Here is a 20,025-nt window from a genome sequence, read left to right on the forward strand (position 1 = left end):
CAAGGCAATACTGTTCAGGATAAAGTATCTTCATCACAACAAATTAGTACTTCCGAACAATAATATTAAACGGCCGATTTAGCAGATACATTTGCTGGATCGGTCTTATTTTTTTTCACTAGACGATGCATCATCATATTTTGGTATGCATTACAGATAAACAATGGGATCATCATAAATGCAATTGCAGATATGTCTGTCTCCCCTTGTATTGCTGGCCATGCTTCAATAAATGTAACAAAAAACAGAAGGAACATCGTTGGAACAAAAGCACTGCCGTTTGTTTGCTTTACTTTTGCACGTGCAACAAGCAATGATGCAATTAATAAAGTTAGCGGCAAAACCCAGAAAAACCAGTTGTTCGTACGATTTTCATACAATACGTATCCAAGGCCAAAAACAGCAAATACTGTCGTGTAACCTTGCAATGCATTCCATAAATACTTTTTGCGGAATACGCTTAATGCAATGTAACTCAGCGTCAGATAGGCAAAAAAGCCCATTTGGCTAAAAGCACCAATCATTAATCCGGCTGTAACCATCATGATCAGATTAATTCCTGTATTTTCAAAACCAAAGAAACTAAAATTTCCACTTGTTGAAAGTATAATTGAGCCGCTTACGATGCAAATTGCTGCCCCGAGCACCATGGTGCTCCAAAATAAAAAGAACCAATTTCGTAAATTCACGCGATAAATCCTCCCAATAAAGTTTCTTCCCAAAGGTTTTCCCTTTATTTTACCACGATCACAACAAAAAGCTAATCCGTGTCCATGATAAAACAGTGAACAATGCGCATATTAAAAACGATCATGTGCTGGACCGTTGCACAACGTTAGCCAAGAGCATACCGGAATACAAGCATCCCATTACCATATTGCGTTTGACATAGAAGGGAGCAAGCATTTATGCGCATTCGTTGGATATTGTGGTCGTCTCTTATCGCTTTTGCACTATTATTAACCAGTTGTGGAGGCGAATCTTCAGGCAGCAGTGGACAGATCAGCTACAAGGACATGAAAACGATGGTTATCGACATTTTAAAAACAGAGGATGCTCAAAAAGCTCTCCAACAATCGGCAGAAAAACTATCTGGTTATTCTGCTCAGTCATCCAAACTCCTGTCCGCTCAGGACCAAGAACAAGTTCGTTTGGCTGTGAAGGAAGTAATCAGTGCCCCTGATTACGACAAAGTAATCAAAAAATTAATGACCGATACACGATTCGCAGGCGAATTTGCAAAAGCGGTCAACAAAGATAATAAAGACATTCACAAGGAATTGATGAAAGACCCAGGATATCAATCAGAATTAGTGAAGACGATGAAAGCACCAGAAATGGAAAAAGTCATTTTGGATGTGCTCAAGAGCGCACCCTATCGTAAAGAAGTAATGACACTAATGCAGGAATCTATGCAAAACCCCCTCTTCCGTTTAGAAGTGCTTGATTTGATGAAAAAGGCAGTACAAGAAGAGCTTCAGCCGAAGCCAGAGGATAAAGAGAAGAAAAAAGAAGGACAAGGCTCGGGCGGAGATGAGCAAAAGGAGCAGGAAGAAGAGCAGTCGCAGGAAAGTGAATAATTGATTAGAATGAATCGCAATTAAATGAGGGTGAGTGAATCATGGTGATTATGAAATCAAGATGAAGTACAATCATGGGTGAGTGAATATGTAGTTAAGATGAAGTACGGTAACGGGCCAGTTAATACTGGGTGATATGGTAAACGCCCGAATCAGTATATTGCTGCGCTGTAATATAACGCAGTAAATATCTGGTTCGGGCGTATTATTTTTAAGCAGGTGTTCCATGTATAGGCTATTGCGTATTATATGGTTTTACATATTAGATGCGTTTCAGTATGTTATCTGCCAGCTCCAAGTAAAGCTGACCTGTTTCGGACTCCGCCTTGTAAACAGAAGGAGAGAAATCCGGCTCTGATGGATGGTTGTCTGGAGCTCCAAGCGGTATTTGTGCAAGCAGTTCGCTATGAAGCGTCTCCGCTAATCTTGCACCGCCGCCACGACCAAATACGTATTCTTTCTCGCCTGTCGACTTTGATACGTAATAGGACATATTTTCTACAACACCGATAATTTCATGTTCGGTTTTGATTGCCATTGCACCTGCCCGAGCCGCAACAAACGCTGCCGTTGCATGGGGTGTAGTAACAATGATTTCTTTGCTCTGTGGAATGATCTGATGGACGTCAAGCGCAATATCCCCTGTACCAGGAGGCAGATCGAGCAGCATGTAATCAAGCTCGCCCCATTCAATTTCTTGAAAGAAGTTGCGAAGCATCTTGCCTAACATCGGACCACGCCATACGATCGGGCTATTGTCTTCCACGAAAAAGCCCATCGAAATAACTTTAACTCCAAAACGCTCGATTGGGATTACCCGATCGTTGATAACTTCTGGACGTTCCTCGATTCCCATCATATCAGGAACGCTAAAGCCGTAGATGTCGGCATCAATGATGCCGACGCGTTTGCCCCTGCGGGCTAAGGCGACCGCAAGATTAACGGTCACCGTCGATTTGCCCACGCCGCCTTTGCCGCTGGCGACGGCGATAAAGGTTGTTCCACTGCTAGGTGACAGCAGTGGACTTGCAAGATCTGCCCCGTGACCTTGTACGGGGCTGTCATTTTTGGCGCCGGCGCTGCTTGCGGCCGGCGCTGCTTTCGCTGCGGGCGCAGGCTCTGCGCCGCCCGCAGAAGCTGGCGCGCCCTCGTCCCGAAACCGGCAATGCACGGTTTCGGCGCCGAGGGGCGCCAGCGCCTCGCGAAGCGAGGCTTCGAGCGCGGGCTGCTTCGCCGCGCTCGCTCCGAGAACCGTCAGCGAAACTTGACGGTTCCTGACCATGACATCGCGGAAGCTAATGCCTTCCGCGGAATATTGATTCGCCATCAGAGCTTCGATGGCTTCTAATGCTTGCTCGCGTGTCAACATGTTATGTGTCCCACCTTTATGAAATAAGAGAACTATGTTCCCATTATAACACAGGATGTCCGCTTACTTTGTAACCTCTTCCATCCCAATATGTATCGTTTGCACTAATTGCCGTTTTGCAGTTCCAGCTCCTGATTCGCATTTCCACTTAACTTCTCCCCTGAGTGATAACGAAGAATCCCCTGGTAGATGGATGCTGCTGCTTTCCGCTGATATTCTGCATCAACTAAGCGCTCAGCTTCTCCATGATTAGATAAAAAACCAACTTCAACTAATGCAGTTGGAATATCTTTAATCTCTTTTAAAAGGTAAACACCTTTAACGGTAGCAGCAATTCTAGTCGTATTTTCTAAATTCCGTTTAATCTCATCCTGAATAAAAGCTGCTAACATTCGATTATCGGGATGATTCCCCGCCTGATAAAAAGTTTGTGCACCCGACCATTTCTGTTGTGGAATGCTGTTCATATGTATACTGATGACCGTCGCCGGTTTATTTTCGTTAATAAGAGCCACTCTTCGCTTCAAATCTTCCGTCTTACGCTTACTGTAAGCATGCGCATCACCCGAAGCAAGATCATAATCTCCCTCTCGCGTCATAATGACTACCGCTCCCGCTTGTTGCAAATAATCACGTAAATATAGTGCAATAGCTAAATTTAAATCCTTTTCTATAACACCTTCCTTGCTGATTGCTCCTCCGTCCGCACCACCATGACCAGCATCAATGGCTATCGTCTTACCTGACAGAGGTAATGACCAATATGACCATGTACTGGAAGCCGGAATACTTTGCCTGAGCATTATCCCCGTTAGCACAATAACAAGGAAAGCAATGCCAATACGAACTACTCCCTTATACGTTAACCAAACTACGAAATGCCGTCTTAGCCAGCGCATTAAAAAACCACCTCGTCCTCCATAAAATGAATAAGTGTCCTGAAAGACTATCCTGAGGGATAAGCCTTATGCGCACATTCATATATATGGGACGAGATGGTTAATTATGTTCCTACTATTGGCACGATTTAGCCTACCGGCTGCTCTGACATACCTTCGATCAAAATTTTTGCAACTTCTGGACGTGAAAATTCTGGAGGAGGACAAACTCCATCACGTAGCAATGCACGAACTTTAGTTCCTGACAACGTTAGATGAGCTGTTTTGTCATGTGGGCAAGTTTTAGAAGTCGCCATATTACCACACGTCGTACAGAAAAAGCTATGTTCAAAGTAAAGCGGCGTAATACCAAGATCTTCAGCAGGTATCGACTTGAGCAAGTCTTGCGCCTCATATGTTCCGTAGTAGTCGCCTACTCCAGCATGATCACGACCCACTATAAAGTGAGTACAGCCATAGTTTTTGCGAACGATAGCATGGAAAATTGCCTCACGAGGTCCTGCGTAACGCATCGCTGCTGGAAATACTCCAAGAAACACACGATCCGCCGGATAATAATTTTCAAGAAGTGCGAGATAACTTTTCATACGAACGTTAGCAGGAACATCATCAGACTTCGTCTCACCAACAAGTGGATTCAAAAATAACGCATCAACAATTTCCATTGCTGTTTTCTGAATGTATTCATGAGCACGATGAACGGGATTGCGTGTTTGGAAACCAACGATCGTCTTCCAGCCCTTCTCGGCAAACAATCGACGAGTTTCCGTAGGATCGAAGTAAAACTCTTGGAACTTCTCAGGTTGTGGACGGTTTAATACAATTATTGTTCCACCAACATATATAGATGAACGCTCAAGCAACTTTTGCACACCTGGATGCTCAGGATCATCTGTTTTGAAAACATTTATTGCTTCAATCTTTTGATCTACGTTATAAATACTCTCTATTGCAATAATACCGTACGTTATACCATCTTCACCGACGATTGCCGCACGTTCTCCAACCTGAAGCTGGGCCGCCTTCTCTTCACTAACAGCAAGAGTAATTGGAATGCTCCATACAAGTCCGTTAGCAAGTCTAGTCTTCTCAATAACTGATTTATAATCTTCTTCATTCAAAAACCCTGTAAGTGGAGAAAATGCACCTACTCCAATTAGATCTAAATCAGATATAGTCCACGTATTGATCGTAATCGAAGATAGTCCCTTTGCTTCATTAAGAAGCGATTTACGTTCTGCGCCTTCAGCGATCTGGTTAACCAGTACTCCGCCATGTGGTGAAATTTGACTCATTATCTTAGAAAGCCTCCTCAAAGTTTACGGTAGTAAAATTTACTTCGTAAGCATAACCCTGTTTTACGTCAGTAAAACTGAACTCCTAATCAACGACTTAGTTTTACGATTGTTATTTATGAAGTCCACATTCTGTTTTCTCTTGACCTGACCAACGACCTGCGCGTGGGTCTTCTCCGGGCATTACTTTTCGTGTGCAGTACTCACAGCCGATACTTGGGTAATGTTGGTCATGCAACGGATTATATATAACATCATTCTCGCGAATGTAGTTCCAAACATCTTCTGTTGTCCAGTTTGCAATTGGATTAAACTTTACTAGTCCAAACTTTAAATCGTATTCAATTTTTTTTGCATTTGCACGGGTAGGAGCTTGGTCACGACGAATACCGGTAATCCACGCCTCATATTTCGTTAATATATGAGTTAAAGGTTTTACCTTCCGAATATCGCAGCACTTATTCGCATCTGTCAACCATAGTTGATCACCAAACTGCGCTGCTTGATCCTCAGGCGTAATTTCTGGTTTTACTTCTACGAATGGAATACCTGGATAACGTTCAATCATTCGATCACGAGTTTCGTAAGTCTCTTTAAAATGAAAATCAGTGTCGAGGTAAAAAATATCAGATGTTGGGCTGACTTTTTGCAGCATATCAACCAACACAACGTCTTCTGCCCCGAAGCTGCATGCAAAGGTGATATTAGGGAATGTCTCTGCAGCGAAACGAATGATTTCCTCTGGCGTTGCATGCTCGAGCTCAACAGCCTTCTGCGCAATAAGCGCTTCTTTTTCAAATAAATTCATGAGACACGACCTCCGTTTTTAATTCCAAGTAAAGTAGTATGTATAATCGATTATACGCCTTCCAATCGTTAAGTTCAATAATTAGTTTACATTTTGTAGCACTTTATTCCAAAAAAAAATAAAGATTACCCGGTCAAAAACAAAAAAAAGAGCCCTTGACCAATAAAGGCCAAAGACTCTTTCGTAAAAGAATATTAACGTTTTGAGAACTGTGGAGCGCGACGTGCTGCTTTAAGACCGTATTTTTTACGCTCTTTCATACGCGGATCACGAGTTAGGAAACCTGCGCGCTTCAATGCTGGACGGAACTCAGGGTCTGCTTTAAGCAGCGCACGGGAGATACCGTGACGGATTGCGCCAGCTTGGCCGGACATTCCGCCGCCATTAGCAATAACTAGCACATCGTATTTCGACAATGTGTCAGTCAACACAAGCGGTTGTTTTACAATCAGCTTTAGAGTTTCCAAGCCGAAATATTCATTCAGATCGCGTTTATTAACAATGATTCGTCCTTCACCCGGCACAAGACGTACACGTGCAACAGAGTGTTTACGACGACCGGTTCCATAGTATTGCACTTGAGCCATGAAACGTGTCCTCCTCTTTATTACCCGCGAAGCTCGTAGACTTCAGGGTTTTGTGCTTGATGTGGATGTTCCGCACCTGCGTATACTTTAAGTTTAAGCTTCATCTTGTTACCAAGACGATTTTTCGGCAACATGCCGTGAACAGCCAGTTCGATTACGCGCTCTGGTTTGTTTTTGATCATCTCTTGTGCTGGAGTGACTTTCAAGCCACCAGTGTACATTGAGTGACGGTAGTACATTTTGTCTGACATCTTTTTGCCTGTCAAAACAATTTTTTCAGCGTTGATTACGACAACGAAATCGCCAGTATCAACGTGAGGCGTAAATTGCGGTTTGTGTTTGCCACGGATCAGGCTTGCAGCTTCGCTAGCCAGACGACCGAGCGTTTTGCCTTCCGCATCAATGACGAACCATTTACGCTCAACTTCATTTGGCTTAGCCATATAGGTGGTACGCATGGATGATCCTCCTTAATTTCTTACATTAATCGTTTTTATAACAACGTAAACGTTGGTTTGTTATTCATTATAGTACTTTACTTTTTGGCGGCCATTCTTAGTCGGGGCTGTGGGAGAGCCACTAAGAAAGCACAAGTTATATACTACTATATTTAGTGCCCATATGCAAGTCATATTTCTATTTCTTATTTACTTTGAAGCAGTACTTTTTCCCACTTCTACAATGAAGTTAATCGCATCCTCATAAAAAGGAACTTTTTCATAGCCTTATCAGCAAATACCAGCTCAAATCGTATCCTAGACTTAAGTCGTGGGATGCTGTACATCATTAGTCTGTTCCTACATATCCTAACAACTGGTAATATCAATCTATACATTAAGCGCATTGAGCATTCTCTGGTGTCTATGCGAATACTAGAATAGGAGAAAAAGATCATATGAAAAAAAGATCCGCCCTAGGAACATTTCTCGTCATATTTGGGATAGTCGGATTGCTAGCTGTTTTCTTTAATAACGACAAGTCACCGCTAATTGGTATTACTTCGTTCTTGTCCAAAGAAATCAATGATGGGCAAACCGTTGATGTCAGTGAGATCAAAAATGTTGATATTAATACTGGAAGCATTGATGTACATGTCATCAAGGGAAACAGTGAAGAAGCTGTTATTACTGTGCAAGGCCGCGCAACTAAAACGTTCATTGAAAGCTTGCAGTTAAACGCAATGTCGAAAGGCGACACGTTGGAAATTTCACTTGATGGTGAACGCAAAAACTCTTTGGGATGGGGCTGGTCAAATGTTACGCTCACGGTAGAACTTCCTGAAAAGCAATGGAATGAACTTGCTGTAGAGGTTAATAGCGGAGACATTAAAGTTGATAAGCTTTCATTCGATCATGCAGATCTTCAAGCCAACTCCGGCGATATTATGACGGATAATTTCTCAGTGTTAACAGCGTTAACAGTTAATGTCCATAGCGGTGATATTCATGTTAAAGAATACGAAGCAGAAAAAATAGACTTCAAAGTCGACAGCGGCGATGCATCATTTTTCAACGGCGTCGGTGAACTAATTGGTTCTACGGGCTCTGGTGACATTTTCGTTCACGCAAAGGATTTGTTAAATGATACAACGCTTGAAACTGGAAGCGGCGATATATTCATACAATTAGACAATACACCAACTTCGCTTGCAGTCGATTTTAATACAGCGTCTGGCGATACTACTATGCATAAAGATGGATTTACTTACAAGAACAGCTCATCTCGTGATGAAGATTTGAGAGGCACTTTTGGTACAGGAGAGATTAAACTTAATGTATACTCAGGTTCAGGAGATATATTTATGAAATAACCTCTTTAATATCCACCTAAAGGCTTAGTTAAATCTCCATCACTAGAACGTTTTATCAACTGAAATTAATTCGTACAATATAAATATAGTAAGGATGTCCGTGTAACGATTCGATAAGATGTCTTTAGCATAAATAAAGACCAACATAAGGGAGTAGGAGATGGGCTACGTGAAATTATCACGATTTTTCGGTTTATTATTAGTTGTCATTGGAGTAGTTGCTTTGTTTTATGTTTTGAGTCCTGGGGAGGGTTCCCCATTCAAAAAGCTATTTAAGATGGTTACTAAAGAAATATCAGTGGAAGAAAAATATGATATTAACGACTTAAAACATCTATCGATTGATGACAGCAGTATGAATATAGATATCATACCAGGCAGCTCCTCTCAAGCTATTGTACGCATGACAGGATCAGTCAGTAAAAATGTGTTTAACGAATATAAGCTAGAGGGTCGTAAAGATGGTGACACTTTACGTATTAAAACAAAATCAGGTGATGGTTGGAATTGGTTCACTTGGTCAACAGTGAAATTAACAATTGAACTTCCAGAAAAGCAATGGGAAGAGTTTACTGTGTACACGAACAGTGGCAATATATCCGTTCAGCAAGTGTTATCGACAAAACTTTCGCTCAAAACAAGTTCCGGCAATATCCAAGCTAAAGAAGTCGAAGGGCAAGCTATAAGTCTTAAATCGACAAGCGGTAATATTAAACTTTCTGAAGCATCAAGTGATGATGTTGAACTAAAAACATCTAGCGGCAATATCACTGTTGAGGAATACGAGGCTAAACAAATTGATATCAATACGGTTAGCGGAAACATTAAGGCAATTGAAGGACTCTCCGAAATTAAGGCGAAATCAAGCTCCGGCAACATTACAATTAAAGGCGAAGACCTGCTTCATGATACGGATCTCAAATCGACTAGTGGAAATGTAACAATAGATGTTTATAACGAGCCGACATCATTAGCAGTCGACTATAGCGGTGGATCTGGTCAAGGAAATATCAAAATAAGCAATTTCTCATATGAAACTAAAAGCAATGACCGTGATGTAATAAAAGGGGCTTTTGGAACGGGAGAGACAGAACTTATCGTACGTACTTCATCAGGAAATTTCACTTTAAAGTAAAAGTAAAAATAAGCTATCCATTGGTCATTTTCATGACTAGTGGATAGCCTATTTTCTTTATTGCTCATCACCGTACTCAACATCCATGAGCATGAGCCCGTGCGCCAAAGCTGTAGGACCAGCAAGTGATCGTGTTTTACCTTCCAATATACGCTTCATGTCTTCCGGCTTCAGCTTGCCTTGACCTACCCATAGCAATGTCCCCATAATGACGCGTACCATGTTATACAGAAATCCGTTCCCCGTCACGACCATATGGATCGTTTGGTCCTCCCGTATGAAGTAAGCCTCGTAGATCGTCCGGATATGATGCGGCTTCGTCGAATGTATGGACGTATAGGAAGTAAAATCATGAGTACCTACCAAATAAGAAAGCCCTTCATCCATCGCATCTAGGTCTAACTTCATAGGATGATGTAATCGATACGATCGACCGAATACATTCGGAAATTTCCCCGTATCGATTGTATAGCGATAGGTTTTACGTTTTGCAGAGCGTCTAGAATGAAAATCCAAAGACACATCCCAAGCTTCTAAAATAACAATGTCTTTTGGAAGCCTCGTATTAAGTGCAATGGCCCATCGTTCTGTAGGAATCGACGAATTTGTATGAAAATTGAACACCTGTCCTAACGCATGCACGCCGGCATCCGTCCGCCCCGATCCGATAATTGTTATCGTCTCACCGCTCAAACGATGGATTGCTTTCTCAAGCTCATCCTGAACGGTTCTCCCAAACGGCTGTGATTGAAAGCCATTAAATTCAGAACCATCATAGCTTACTTTCACACAGATGTTACGCATCTCATCACCCTTTATCTTTCCTTTAAGCGCTATCCAAATAAAAAAAGGTGGCCACAAGGGTCACCCTTCCTCAAAACACAAGAAAAGATAAGGTGCACCTTATCTTTATCTTATATTTCAGCGTGAAACGAGCTTGTGCCGTTATAAAACGGCGACAGCCGTTTACCTTTTGTACTAACCGCGGTCAACTAGTTCTAGGTAAACCATAGGCGCAGCATCGCCGCGACGAGGTCCTAGCTTAAGAATACGCGTGTAGCCACCAGCACGCTCCGCATAACGAGGAGCTAGCTCGGAGAACAGCTTTTGGATTGCGTCTTTTTCACCGTCAACGGTTTCACGACGTACAAAAGCTGCTACTTGACGACGAGCATGAAGATCACCTTTTTTAGCTTTAGTGATCAGCTTTTCAGCGATTGAACGAACTTCTTTCGCTTTAGCTTCAGTCGTTTGGATACGCTCATACAGGAATAGATCAGTAACGAGGTCACGGAACAATGCTTTCCGCGCACTAGCGTCACGTCCCAATTTTTGATATGCCATTTTGTTTTCCCCTCCCTTGCTCGTTTGTCTATACTTGCTGTTTTACTACTCTTCCATGCGTAGCCCAAGACCAAGTTCTTCAAGCTTCTCTTGAACTTCCTCGAGGGATTTACGACCCAAGTTACGGACCTTCATCATATCCTCTTCGGATTTCGTAATTAGCTCTTGAACGGTGTTAATACCAGCGCGTTTCAAGCAGTTATATGAACGTACGGAAAGATCAAGTTCCTCGATCGTCATCTCTAGAACTTTCTCTTTTTTGTCCTCTTCCTTCTCAACCATGATCTCCGCGTCTTTGGCTTCATCCGTTAATCCAACGAACAAGTCCAAGTGCTCGGTTAAAATTTTAGCGCCAAGGCTTACAGCCTCTTCAGGGCGGATGCTGCCATCCGTCCAAACTTCAAGCGTCAGCTTATCGTAGTTAGTTACTTGACCGACGCGAGTGTTTTCTACGCTATAGTTAACGCGAGTAATCGGCGTGTAGATCGAATCGACAGGAATAACACCAATCGGTTGATCGTCGCTCTTGTTCCGGTCCGCTTGCACGTAACCGCGTCCCCGATTAGCAAAAATCCGCATATGGAGTCGCGCTCCGGAGGCCAAGGTCGCAATGTGAAGATCAGGGCTTAAAATCTCAACATCGCTATCAGCTCGAATATCGCCAGCTGTTACGTTGCCTTCGCCGTCCGCGTCGATCTCCAGCACCTTCTCTTCGTCGGAGTGGATCTTTAACGAGAGGCCTTTCAGGTTCAGGATGATTTCCGTTACATCTTCAATCACTCCTGGAACCGTTGAAAATTCGTGCAGTACTCCGTCGATTTGCACCGACGTTACAGCTGCACCAGGCAAAGACGACAACAGAATTCGGCGAAGCGAATTTCCAAGCGTCGTGCCGTATCCGCGTTCCAGCGGTTCGACCACGAAACGTCCGTAGGTTCCCTCATTATTCAGTTCTACGGTTTCGATTTTCGGCTTTTCGATCTCAATCACTAATAGTACCCTCCTTCAAACGTCGCTCCGTTACCTAGTCGTTTATTATGTCAAACCTCGTAGTATGCCAAACCTTCACAACCATTATTCACAAGTTGTTGTCATTTGATACCACCGTGGAATCAACTATACGCGACGACGTTTCGGCGGACGGCATCCGTTATGCGGAACTGGGGTTACATCCTTAATGAGGTTAACTTCCAATCCAGCAGCTTGAAGCGAACGAATCGCAGCTTCACGGCCAGCGCCTGGTCCTTTAACCATTACTTCAACCACTCTCATACCATGCTCCATTGCAGCTTTTGCTGCGGATTCAGCAGCCATTTGAGCTGCGAACGGCGTGCTTTTACGGGAACCTTTAAATCCAAGGTTACCTGAGCTTGCCCAAGAGATTGCATTACCGTGTGGATCTGTAATAGTAACGATCGTATTGTTGAACGTTGAACGAATGTGTGCAACGCCAGTGTCAATATTTTTCCGATCGCGACGTTTCGTGCGAACGACTTTTTTTGGTTTAGCCATTGTCCATTATCCTCCCTTCTTATTTCTTCTTGTTAGCTACAGTCCGACGAGGACCTTTGCGTGTACGCGCATTTGTTTTCGTACGTTGACCGCGAACAGGAAGACCGCGACGGTGACGAAGACCACGGTAGCAGCCGATCTCAGTTAGACGTTTAATGTTAAGTGAAATTTCACGACGTAGGTCGCCTTCCACTTTAACGCTTTTGTCGATGGCTTCGCGCAAACGAGCCAGCTCATCTTCAGTAAGATCGCGAACACGAGTGTCCGGATTAACTTCAGAAGTAGCAATTATTTTCTGTGATGTAACTTTACCGATACCGAAAATATACGTCAGGGCGATTTCAACGCGCTTGTCGCGCGGAATATCTACACCAGCTATACGTGCCATGGGCTATATTCTCCTCCTTCTATCCTTGTTTTTGTTTGTGTTTCGGATTTTCACAAATCACCATAACGTTGCCTTTGCGACGAATGACTTTGCATTTCTCGCAGATCGGCTTAACCGAAGGTCTTACCTTCATTGTGATTACCTCCCGAATCTTTCGTAGTAAGCCTAAAGCGGCCTACTTACGATAGGTGATGCGCCCTCTTGATAAATCGTAAGGCGATAACTGTATTACCACTTTGTCTCCTGTCAAAATGCGAATAAAATGCATTCTGAGTTTACCGGAAACGTGTGCGAGAATCTGATGACCGTTCTCCAGCTCCACCTTGAACATGGCATTTGGCAACGGTTCTACGACCGTACCTTCGACCTCAATGACGTCTTCCTTAGCCAACCGTCATTCTCCTTTCGCATGCGCAAACTTCTGAATCACATAACGTAACTTGGTATTGGTCACCCTGCCTGTTTCTAGCAAGCTGTTTCTTACCTCTTGACTAATGGCAGGTTGTAACTTAAGGTGCAGAACGTTCTTTTTCTTCGGCGAATCGAATTTACGCTTATTACCGTCTGCTATCATAACGAATCTGTCGTCGATGATGGCAATAACGACTGCCAAGCTATCTTCATTTCTACCTCGAAGCTCTTTGACGAACTGACCAATCTGGGGACGCGCATCCATCATCAAGCTTCAGTCTGCTGCGGCAAAATGGTCAATATTTCAAAGCCGTCCTCCGTTACAGCTACTGTGTGCTCAAAGTGAGCGCACCATGTGCTGTCTTGCGTTACGACTGTCCAATTGTCTTCGAGCGTGCGAACATATCGTTCACCGATATTGACCATTGGCTCGATTGCAAGCACCATACCCGGCTTTAGCCGCGGTCCTCGATCCGGGATGCCATAGTTCGGTATTTGCGGCTCTTCATGAAGCTCCGCGCCGATTCCGTGCCCTACGTATTCCCGAACAACTGAGAAGCCTGCTGCTTCAATTACCTTCTGTATGGCGTGCGATATCGTATAGAGTCTAACATCTGGTTTAATGAGCGCAAGTCCCGCATAAAGCGATTCTTCCGTCACATTAAGCAGTCTTTGAACTTCAGGTGTAACTGTTCCAACCCCGTAGGTCCAAGCAGAATCACCGTGATAGCCTTCGTACTGCGCACCGATATCAATACTAATAATATCGCCTTCGTTCAACTTGCGAGATCCAGGGAAGCCGTGTACCAGCTCGTCATTTACAGAAGCGCATATGCTGGAAGGAAATCCATTGTAACCTTTAAAGGATGGTGTAGCGCCTTGGCTTCTAATGTACTTTTCTGCAATTGCATCAAGCTCACCAGTAGTGATGCCTGGTTTAACCGCAGCAGCCATTAAACGATGCGTTTCCGCAACGATGCGTCCGGCTTCCCTCATATATCGCAGTTCCATTTCGGATTTGCATATAATCATTACAATGTACCTTTCAAGCAGGAAACAATATCGGATGTAACGACATCGATATCCTTCTCGCCATCGACTTCGCGCAGGAGACCCTTACTGCTGTAATAATCAAGAAGCGGCGCAGTTTTGGATGAATACTCATCCAAACGTGTACCAACCTTCTCAGCTGTATCATCTGGACGTTGATACAATTCTCCACCATCTTTGTCGCAGATTCCTTCGACTTTAGATGGGTTGAATATTACATGGTAAGATGAACCGCAAGTTTTGCAGATGCGTCTGCCAGTTAAACGGGCAAGCAACAATCCACGGTCAATCTTCAAATCTACAACGTGGTCAATGCTGTGGCCCAGTTCCGTCAACATCACATCAAGCGCTTCAGCTTGTTGCAATGTGCGGGGGAAACCATCAAGCAAAAAACCTTTTTTGCAATCGTCAAGTGCAAGACGCGCTTTAACGATTCCATTTGTAATTTCATCCGGAACAAGTAGACCTTGATCTACATATTCCTTAGCTTTCAAACCAAGCGCCGTTCCTTGCTTACTAGCAAGACGGAATGCATCGCCTGTCGAAATATGCGGAATGTCGAATTCATCTACGATCCGCTCAGCTTGTGTACCTTTGCCGGCTCCCGGAGGGCCCATGAATAAAATGTTCATTACCGCGTTCCTCACTTTAAACACAATAGGCCCGTTCGGGCTCCGCACCTCTCGAATTGCGCTAGGCGCGGCAGCCCGCATTCGAACCTAAAGTTATTTATTGATAAACCCTTTGTAATGGCGTTTGATCAACTGGCTCTCGATCTGTTTCATCGTATCAAGCGCAACACCGATAACGATGAGAAGCGAAGTTCCACCAAGCTGTACTGAGCGCGGTAATCCAGCCAATGCTCCGAAAGCTACTGGAAGAACAGAGATTGCCGCCAAGAAAATCGCACCAGTCAACGTAATCCGCGACAAAACGCGAGTTAGGTAAGATGATGTCGGTTTACCAGGACGAATGCCAGGAATGTACCCGCCATTTTTCTTCATCTGATCTGCCATTTGAACAGGATTAATTTGCACGAATGTGTAGAAGAAAGTAAATCCGATAATTAACAATACGTACAATACCATACCGAGTGGTTTGTCATAGTTCATATTGTCAGCAATCCAGATTGCCCAAGGCTTTGTAGACCAGAAGTTCGCAATCGTAATTGGGAACAAAATCAGGGAAACCGCGAAGATGACCGGGATTACCCCTGCGCCATTAACCTTCATCGGAATGTGAGTTGATTGACCGCCATACATTTTGCGTCCTACAACACGCTTAGCGTATTGTACTGGAATTTTACGAATACCTTGCTGAATAAAGATAACACCAACGATAATTGCGATAATCGCAATTACGATTAGAGCAAATTTGGCAATGTTCAAGAACAATTGATCTCCAGCATCTACGAATAGGTGTTGGTAAATTGTACGAATGTGACCAGGAATACCAGCAACAATCGCAGCAAAGATCAAGATAGAAATACCGTTACCGATACCTCTTTCAGTAATTTGTTCACCGAGCCACATCAAGAACGCAGTACCTGCAGTCAAGATAATAGCTATTACCAAGTAATCTACGAAGGTAGCACCAGGAATCATTTCAAGACCGAATGAGCGGTTAAACCCAATCGCTGTAGCGAAACCTTGTACCAGACCAAGAATAACAGTACCGTAACGTGTAATCTGCGCTAACTTTTTCTTACCGTTTTCGCCTTCCTTAGCCCACTCAGCAAACTTCGGAATAACGTCCATAGACAACAACTGCACAATAATGGAAGCTGTAATGTAAGGCGTAATTCCGATAGCTAAAATGGAAAATTGGAAGAGCGCTCCGCCAGAAAACGTGTTAAGCAGACCGAACAAATCAGCTCCGGCCGCATCTGTATTCTTGAACACTTCTTTGTTAACACCTGGTACCGGAATAAAAGATCCGATACGATAAATTAATAGAATGAAAAGTGTGAACAGGATCCTTGAACGCAGATCCGCCACTTTCCATATGTTGGACACGGTTGCGAACAATTAGATCACCTCGGTTTTACCGCCGGCAGCCTGGATTTTCTCTACCGCAGATTGAGAGAACTTAGTAGCTTTTACAGTGATTCCTACATTCAATTCACCATTACCCAAGATCTTGATTCCTGCCAAAGGATTTTTTACAATTCCTTGTTCAAGAAGAACCGCTGGTGTAACTTCTGTACCTGCTGCAAAGCTGTTAAGTTCTTCAATGTTTACAATCGCATATTCGGTACGGAAACGGTTGTTAAAACCACGTTTTGGAACTCGACGATAAAGGGGATTTTGTCCACCCTCGAAGCCAGGACGAACGCCGCCACCGGAACGAGCGTTTTGACCTTTATGACCTCTGCCGGCAGTTTTACCGTTGCCGGAGCCGATACCGCGGCCTTTACGCTTAGGAGCGCTAGAGGACCCTGGTGCTGGTGCTAACTCATGCAATTTCATCGTTCGTGCACCTCCTTATAGATTTCGTAAAAAATCACGCTATTTATTACACTTCTTCAACTTTGACCAAGTGGCTGACATGGTTAACCATGCCGCGAATAGCCGGATTGTCGTTAAGAACAACCGATTGACGAATTTTGCGAAGGCCGAGCGATTCAACCGTTGCACGTTGTTTCTCGTTGCGGCCAATCAAACTGCGAACGAGGGTGATTTGCAATTTTGCCATCGTAGTGCCTCCTTAACCCAACAGCTCTTCGACAGTTTTTCCACGAAGCTTGGCAACATCTTCAGCACGCTTAAGACGGGAAAGACCTTCAAGCGTTGCGTTTACCATGTTCAAGGAATTCGAAGATCCAAGAGATTTCGTTAAAATGTCGCCTACGCCAGCCAGTTCAAGAACTGCACGAACTGGACCGCCTGCGATAACACCAGTACCTTCGGAAGCTGGCTTCAGAAGAACTTCTCCTGCGCCAAAATGTCCAAGCACAAGATGTGGAATTGTAGTTCCTACAAGAGGAACAAGGATTAGGTTTTTCTTAGCATCTTCAATACCTTTGCGAATCGCATCAGGTACTTCGCCTGCTTTACCAATCCCTGCGCCTACGTAGCCTTTGCCGTCTCCGACAACTACAAGCGCACTAAAGCTGAAACGGCGTCCGCCTTTAACAACTTTTGCTACGCGATTGATATGAACAACTTTTTCAGTCAGATCTAACGTATTAGGATCTACACGCAAGTCGATTAACCTCCTTATTGATTATTAGAAATTCAAGCCTGCTTCGCGAGCTGCTGTTGCCAGCGCTTGAATTCTGCCGTGATACAAGTAACCGCCACGGTCGAATACGACCTCAGTTACGCCATGTGCTTGAGCGCGTTTCGCGATCAATTCGCCGACTTTCGCAGCAGCTTCAACGTTACCGCCGTTGCCGATTGCTTCAACTAGTTCTTTATCCTGTGTGGATGCTGATACTATTGTCACTCCTGCTACATCGTCGATCAATTGTGCGTACATATGCTTGGAGGAACGGAATACAGACAGACGCGGACGTGCTGCTGTGCCGTTAATTTTTTTACGAACACGAAGGTGTCTTTTCAGACGAGCCTTGTTTTTGTCGCCTTTCGTAATCATGCAAGGTTCACTCCTTTCCGTATGCCTTAAGACGCTATCTTAAGCGAGCCGTCTGGCTGCTTATTTTTTCTTACCAGCTTTACCTTCTTTGCGAATGATGCGCTCGCCTTCGTACTTAATACCTTTACCTTTATACGGCTCAGGCTCACGTACAGAACGGATTTGAGCAGCAACTGCGCCTACACGCTCTTTATCAATACCGCGAACAGTAATCTTCGTGTTAGCTGGAACTTCAAACTCGATATTGCTCTCAGGAGCAATTTCAACCGGATGAGAGTAACCAACGTTTAGAACGATTTTGTCGCCGGATTTGCTTGCACGGTAACCTACGCCTACTAGCTCCAAATTTCTTGTGAAGCCATCAGTAACGCCAGTAACCATGTTTGCAATGATACTGCGAGTTGTTCCGTGCAAGGAACGATGCAATTTATTATCGGAAGGACGTTCAACAACGATTTCTGTTTCCGCTACTTTCACTAGCATTTCTTTGTGAATTTCACGGGAAAGCGTGCCTTTAGGTCCTTTTACTGTAATGATTGTGTTTTCCAAGTTGATGGAAACGCCGTTAGGCACTTGGATTGGTTTACGACCAATACGGGACATTGTTACACCTCCTGTCTTTGTGACTTATTTCTTACCATACGTAGCAGACAACTTCGCCGCCGGATTTAACCTGACGCGCTTCTTTGTCTGTCATAATGCCTTTGGACGTGGAAATAATCGCTATTCCTAGTCCACCAAGTACACGCGGAATTTCAGTTGATTGCGTGTAAACGCGCAGGCCTGGTTTGGAGATACGCTTCAAACCAGTGATAACGCGCTCTTGGCTAGGGCCGTATTTCAAGAAAATACGGATGATCCCTTGTTTGTTATCTTCGATATATTCAGCGTCGCGGATGAATCCCTCGCGCTTCAAAATTTCAGCAATTTGCTTCTTCACTTTCGAAGCGGGCATTTCCACGGTCTCGTGACGAACGACATTCGCATTACGAATACGTGTCAGCATATCTGCAATCGGATCAGACATAACCATTTATGTGAACCTCCTTCCCGAACTAGGCTTGATTACCAGCTTGCTTTTTTAACGCCAGGAATCTGGCCTGCGTGTGCTAACTCGCGGAAACAAATCCGACAAACTTTAAACTTTTGCAAAACAGAGTGCGGACGGCCGCAACGCTCACAGCGCGTATAAGCGCGCACTTTGAATTTCGGTGTGCGTTGTTGCTTCACTATCATCGAAGTTTTTGCCACTGGGTATTACACCTCCTACAAGTGGATTACTTCGCAAACGGCATGCCCATTTGGGTAAGCAGTTCACGAGATTCTTCGTCCGTTTTTGCCGTCGTGACGATGACGATGTCCATACCGCGAACTTTATCAACTTTATCGTACTCGATCTCTGGGAAGATCAATTGCTCTTTCAGTCCGAGCGTATAGTTTCCGCGACCGTCGAATGCTTTTGTCGATACACCGCGGAAGTCACGTACACGTGGAAGCGAGATGTTGAACAATTTGTCAAGGAAGTGATACATACGCTCACCGCGTAGTGTAACCTTAACCCCGATCGGCATGTCCTCACGAAGCTTAAATCCAGCGATGGACTTCTTAGCACGAGTAACAACTGGCTTTTGACCAGAAATAATGCGAAGTTCTTCAACCGCTACATCAAGAATTTTGGAGTTGGAAACTGCTTCGCCAACACCCATGTTGATAACAACCTTCTCAATTTTCGGCACTTGCATTACTGAAGTATAGTTAAACTTCTGCATGAGAGCAGGAGTGATTTCGTTAAGAAATCTACCTTTCAATCTTGCTGTCATTGATCATGGACCTCCTTTCCTACCATAACGATTAGTCAATCACTTCTCCGGAACGTTTTGCGATCCGAACTTTTTTGCCGTTTTCCAACGTTTTGTACCCAATGCGAGTTACTTTTCCGCTCTTCGGATCAGCATGCATTACATTTGATACATGAATTGGAGCTTCCTGCTCGATGATTCCGCCTTGTGGGTTAGCTTGGGAAGGACGCGTATGCTTCTTCACCATGTTTACACCTTCTACAAGAACGCGATTCTCACGCGGGAATGCAGTGATGATGCGGCCCTTCTTACCTTTGTCTTTACCGGTAATTACGATAACCGTATCGTCTTTTTTAACATGTAGCTTGTTGTTATGGGATTCCAATACTTTTTTAAGCCTTGGCATTTGTTACACCTCCTGCTCGCTTAAGCTTTCAGGCT

31 protein-coding genes (1 of these 31 running past the window's edge) are annotated in these 20,025 nt (G+C 44.0%); 4 read left to right on the top strand and 27 right to left on the bottom strand.

The window, feature by feature from the left end; genetic code table 11:
• A protein-coding gene (gene pdaB / locus MFF31_RS05485) for a polysaccharide deacetylase family sporulation protein PdaB (RefSeq protein WP_238187082.1) crosses the window boundary here: on the top strand, window positions 1-63 show its end. It extends 738 nt beyond the left edge of the window; the window shows 63 of its 801 coding nt (coding positions 739-801); its start codon lies beyond the left edge, outside the window; the stop codon is at window positions 61-63.
• Window positions 64-65: 2 nt separating this feature from the next.
• Here the strand turns inward: pdaB and MFF31_RS05490 are convergent, their stop codons facing one another.
• A complete protein-coding gene (locus MFF31_RS05490; protein ID WP_238187083.1) occupies window positions 66-689 on the bottom strand; it encodes a KinB-signaling pathway activation protein in 624 nt (207 codons plus the stop codon).
• Between the two features lie 219 nt (window positions 690-908).
• Here MFF31_RS05490 and gerD point away from each other — a divergent pair, with 219 nt between their 5' ends.
• Window positions 909-1,580, top strand: a complete 672-nt coding sequence (gene gerD / locus MFF31_RS05495) for a spore germination lipoprotein GerD (RefSeq protein ID WP_238187084.1) — start codon at window positions 909-911, stop codon at window positions 1,578-1,580.
• Between the two features lie 262 nt (window positions 1,581-1,842).
• On the opposite strand, the gene MFF31_RS05500 is transcribed toward gerD, so the two are convergent.
• The 6 genes from MFF31_RS05500 to rplM all read right to left on the bottom strand — a co-directional run bounded on the left by MFF31_RS05500 (window position 1,843) and on the right by rplM (window position 6,996).
• Window positions 1,843-2,949, bottom strand: a complete 1,107-nt coding sequence (locus MFF31_RS05500) for an Mrp/NBP35 family ATP-binding protein (RefSeq protein ID WP_238187085.1) — start codon at window positions 2,947-2,949, stop codon at window positions 1,843-1,845.
• Between the two features lie 104 nt (window positions 2,950-3,053).
• Window positions 3,054-3,848: an N-acetylmuramoyl-L-alanine amidase CwlD gene (gene cwlD, locus MFF31_RS05505; RefSeq protein ID WP_238187086.1), complete on the bottom strand. Its 795-nt coding sequence runs from the start codon at window positions 3,846-3,848 to the stop codon at window positions 3,054-3,056.
• A 128-nt stretch (window positions 3,849-3,976) separates the two neighbouring features.
• Window positions 3,977-5,143, bottom strand: a complete 1,167-nt coding sequence (gene sat, locus MFF31_RS05510) for a sulfate adenylyltransferase (protein ID WP_238187087.1) — start codon at window positions 5,141-5,143, stop codon at window positions 3,977-3,979.
• 112 nt (window positions 5,144-5,255) lie between these two features.
• Window positions 5,256-5,951 (bottom strand): phosphoadenylyl-sulfate reductase, encoded by a 696-nt coding sequence (locus MFF31_RS05515; protein ID WP_238187088.1) that lies wholly within the window; start codon window positions 5,949-5,951, stop codon window positions 5,256-5,258.
• A gap of 194 nt (window positions 5,952-6,145) precedes the next feature.
• Window positions 6,146-6,538 (bottom strand): 30S ribosomal protein S9, encoded by a 393-nt coding sequence (gene rpsI, locus MFF31_RS05520; RefSeq protein WP_238187089.1) that lies wholly within the window; start codon window positions 6,536-6,538, stop codon window positions 6,146-6,148.
• Window positions 6,539-6,558: 20 nt separating this feature from the next.
• Window positions 6,559-6,996 carry a 50S ribosomal protein L13 gene (gene rplM / locus MFF31_RS05525; protein WP_238187090.1) on the bottom strand — a complete coding sequence of 146 codons (438 nt, stop codon included), beginning with the start codon at window positions 6,994-6,996 and terminating at the stop codon, window positions 6,559-6,561.
• Window positions 6,997-7,433: 437 nt separating this feature from the next.
• Here rplM and MFF31_RS05530 point away from each other — a divergent pair, with 437 nt between their 5' ends.
• The gene (locus MFF31_RS05530) at window positions 7,434-8,348 is read left to right on the top strand and encodes a DUF4097 family beta strand repeat-containing protein (protein ID WP_238187091.1); all 915 of its coding nucleotides are present in this window, start codon (window positions 7,434-7,436) and stop codon (window positions 8,346-8,348) included.
• Window positions 8,349-8,517: 169 nt separating this feature from the next.
• Window positions 8,518-9,483, top strand: a complete 966-nt coding sequence (locus tag MFF31_RS05535) for a DUF4097 family beta strand repeat-containing protein (RefSeq protein ID WP_238187092.1) — start codon at window positions 8,518-8,520, stop codon at window positions 9,481-9,483.
• 57 nt (window positions 9,484-9,540) lie between these two features.
• Here the strand turns inward: MFF31_RS05535 and truA are convergent, their stop codons facing one another.
• The 20 genes from truA to rplX all read right to left on the bottom strand — a co-directional run bounded on the left by truA (window position 9,541) and on the right by rplX (window position 19,990).
• Complete coding sequence (gene truA, locus MFF31_RS05540) at window positions 9,541-10,287, bottom strand: tRNA pseudouridine(38-40) synthase TruA (protein WP_238188497.1); 747 nt, start codon at window positions 10,285-10,287, stop codon at window positions 9,541-9,543.
• 174 nt (window positions 10,288-10,461) lie between these two features.
• The gene (gene rplQ / locus MFF31_RS05545) at window positions 10,462-10,827 is read right to left on the bottom strand and encodes a 50S ribosomal protein L17 (RefSeq protein ID WP_238187093.1); all 366 of its coding nucleotides are present in this window, start codon (window positions 10,825-10,827) and stop codon (window positions 10,462-10,464) included.
• 45 nt (window positions 10,828-10,872) lie between these two features.
• Window positions 10,873-11,817, bottom strand: coding sequence for a DNA-directed RNA polymerase subunit alpha (locus MFF31_RS05550; RefSeq protein WP_197938265.1), 945 nt, complete (start codon window positions 11,815-11,817; stop codon window positions 10,873-10,875).
• A 126-nt stretch (window positions 11,818-11,943) separates the two neighbouring features.
• Window positions 11,944-12,339 (bottom strand): 30S ribosomal protein S11, encoded by a 396-nt coding sequence (gene rpsK / locus MFF31_RS05555; protein ID WP_197938267.1) that lies wholly within the window; start codon window positions 12,337-12,339, stop codon window positions 11,944-11,946.
• 19 nt (window positions 12,340-12,358) lie between these two features.
• A complete protein-coding gene (rpsM, locus tag MFF31_RS05560; RefSeq protein WP_238187094.1) occupies window positions 12,359-12,727 on the bottom strand; it encodes a 30S ribosomal protein S13 in 369 nt (122 codons plus the stop codon).
• Between the two features lie 19 nt (window positions 12,728-12,746).
• Window positions 12,747-12,860 (bottom strand): 50S ribosomal protein L36, encoded by a 114-nt coding sequence (gene rpmJ / locus MFF31_RS05565; protein WP_003333770.1) that lies wholly within the window; start codon window positions 12,858-12,860, stop codon window positions 12,747-12,749.
• A gap of 42 nt (window positions 12,861-12,902) precedes the next feature.
• Window positions 12,903-13,118, bottom strand: coding sequence for a translation initiation factor IF-1 (infA, locus tag MFF31_RS05570; protein ID WP_006037922.1), 216 nt, complete (start codon window positions 13,116-13,118; stop codon window positions 12,903-12,905).
• A 3-nt stretch (window positions 13,119-13,121) separates the two neighbouring features.
• Entirely contained in the window at window positions 13,122-13,403 is a 282-nt protein-coding gene (locus tag MFF31_RS05575; RefSeq protein ID WP_238188498.1) for a KOW domain-containing RNA-binding protein, read from the bottom strand.
• A gap of 2 nt (window positions 13,404-13,405) precedes the next feature.
• Entirely contained in the window at window positions 13,406-14,170 is a 765-nt protein-coding gene (map, locus tag MFF31_RS05580) for a type I methionyl aminopeptidase (RefSeq protein WP_238187095.1), read from the bottom strand.
• A complete protein-coding gene (locus tag MFF31_RS05585) occupies window positions 14,170-14,820 on the bottom strand; it encodes an adenylate kinase (protein WP_238187096.1) in 651 nt (216 codons plus the stop codon). The genes map and MFF31_RS05585 overlap by 1 nt, the downstream gene beginning before the upstream one ends.
• Window positions 14,821-14,913: 93 nt before the next feature.
• Window positions 14,914-16,215, bottom strand: a complete 1,302-nt coding sequence (gene secY, locus MFF31_RS05590) for a preprotein translocase subunit SecY (RefSeq protein WP_238187097.1) — start codon at window positions 16,213-16,215, stop codon at window positions 14,914-14,916.
• Complete coding sequence (gene rplO, locus MFF31_RS05595) at window positions 16,216-16,656, bottom strand: 50S ribosomal protein L15 (RefSeq protein WP_238187098.1); 441 nt, start codon at window positions 16,654-16,656, stop codon at window positions 16,216-16,218.
• Between the two features lie 46 nt (window positions 16,657-16,702).
• Window positions 16,703-16,882 (bottom strand): 50S ribosomal protein L30, encoded by a 180-nt coding sequence (rpmD, locus tag MFF31_RS05600; protein WP_116050228.1) that lies wholly within the window; start codon window positions 16,880-16,882, stop codon window positions 16,703-16,705.
• A gap of 12 nt (window positions 16,883-16,894) precedes the next feature.
• Window positions 16,895-17,392 (bottom strand): 30S ribosomal protein S5, encoded by a 498-nt coding sequence (gene rpsE, locus MFF31_RS05605; protein WP_232243296.1) that lies wholly within the window; start codon window positions 17,390-17,392, stop codon window positions 16,895-16,897.
• Window positions 17,393-17,416: 24 nt separating this feature from the next.
• Window positions 17,417-17,785: a 50S ribosomal protein L18 gene (gene rplR, locus MFF31_RS05610; protein WP_238187099.1), complete on the bottom strand. Its 369-nt coding sequence runs from the start codon at window positions 17,783-17,785 to the stop codon at window positions 17,417-17,419.
• Between the two features lie 60 nt (window positions 17,786-17,845).
• A complete protein-coding gene (gene rplF, locus MFF31_RS05615) occupies window positions 17,846-18,388 on the bottom strand; it encodes a 50S ribosomal protein L6 (protein ID WP_238187100.1) in 543 nt (180 codons plus the stop codon).
• A 31-nt stretch (window positions 18,389-18,419) separates the two neighbouring features.
• Window positions 18,420-18,818 (bottom strand): 30S ribosomal protein S8, encoded by a 399-nt coding sequence (rpsH, locus tag MFF31_RS05620; RefSeq protein WP_238187101.1) that lies wholly within the window; start codon window positions 18,816-18,818, stop codon window positions 18,420-18,422.
• Window positions 18,819-18,850: 32 nt separating this feature from the next.
• A complete protein-coding gene (locus MFF31_RS05625; protein ID WP_197938284.1) occupies window positions 18,851-19,036 on the bottom strand; it encodes a type Z 30S ribosomal protein S14 in 186 nt (61 codons plus the stop codon).
• Between the two features lie 26 nt (window positions 19,037-19,062).
• Window positions 19,063-19,605 (bottom strand): 50S ribosomal protein L5, encoded by a 543-nt coding sequence (rplE, locus tag MFF31_RS05630; RefSeq protein ID WP_238187102.1) that lies wholly within the window; start codon window positions 19,603-19,605, stop codon window positions 19,063-19,065.
• A 31-nt stretch (window positions 19,606-19,636) separates the two neighbouring features.
• Window positions 19,637-19,990 carry a 50S ribosomal protein L24 gene (gene rplX / locus MFF31_RS05635; RefSeq protein ID WP_238187103.1) on the bottom strand — a complete coding sequence of 118 codons (354 nt, stop codon included), beginning with the start codon at window positions 19,988-19,990 and terminating at the stop codon, window positions 19,637-19,639.
• Window positions 19,991-20,025: the final 35 nt, after the last annotated feature.

Origin of the sequence: Paenibacillus sp. L3-i20 (assembly GCF_022180385.2) — a bacterium.
Taxonomy (GTDB): domain Bacteria; phylum Bacillota; class Bacilli; order Paenibacillales; family Paenibacillaceae; genus Pristimantibacillus.